This window comes from Psychrobacter sp. TB20-MNA-CIBAN-0197 (assembly GCF_040309765.1).
Classification (GTDB): Bacteria; Pseudomonadota; Gammaproteobacteria; order Pseudomonadales; family Moraxellaceae; genus Psychrobacter; species Psychrobacter submarinus.
Genome location: NZ_JBEOPC010001477.1, coordinates 1 through 231 on the forward strand (window position 1 = coordinate 1; position 231 = coordinate 231).

Below are 231 nucleotides of genomic sequence, written 5' to 3' on the forward strand. Positions count from 1 at the left end.
GCGCAGCTCTTGCGCCACACTTTGTAATTCTAACGTGCGTTGCTCTACTTGCTCTGTTAGTTGTAATTTTGCATTACTTTCTATTCTGCGACGGTAAATTGCTATTACTGTAATTAAAATAAGGATTGCTACAATGCCAAGCAGAATAGTTAACTGTGAACGTTTAGATATTTGCAGTTGTTGTAAGTGTTGTTGTTGTTTTAGCTGTTTAATTTCTTGGTTTAGTTTATC

At 35.5% G+C, this 231-nt stretch carries 1 protein-coding gene; it reads right to left on the reverse strand.

Going from position 1 to position 231, the window contains the following annotated elements; all coding sequences use genetic code 11:
• Positions 1 to 231: hypothetical protein (locus AAEY83_RS18880; protein ID WP_351061776.1), on the reverse strand; the 231-nt coding region annotated here is incomplete at both ends.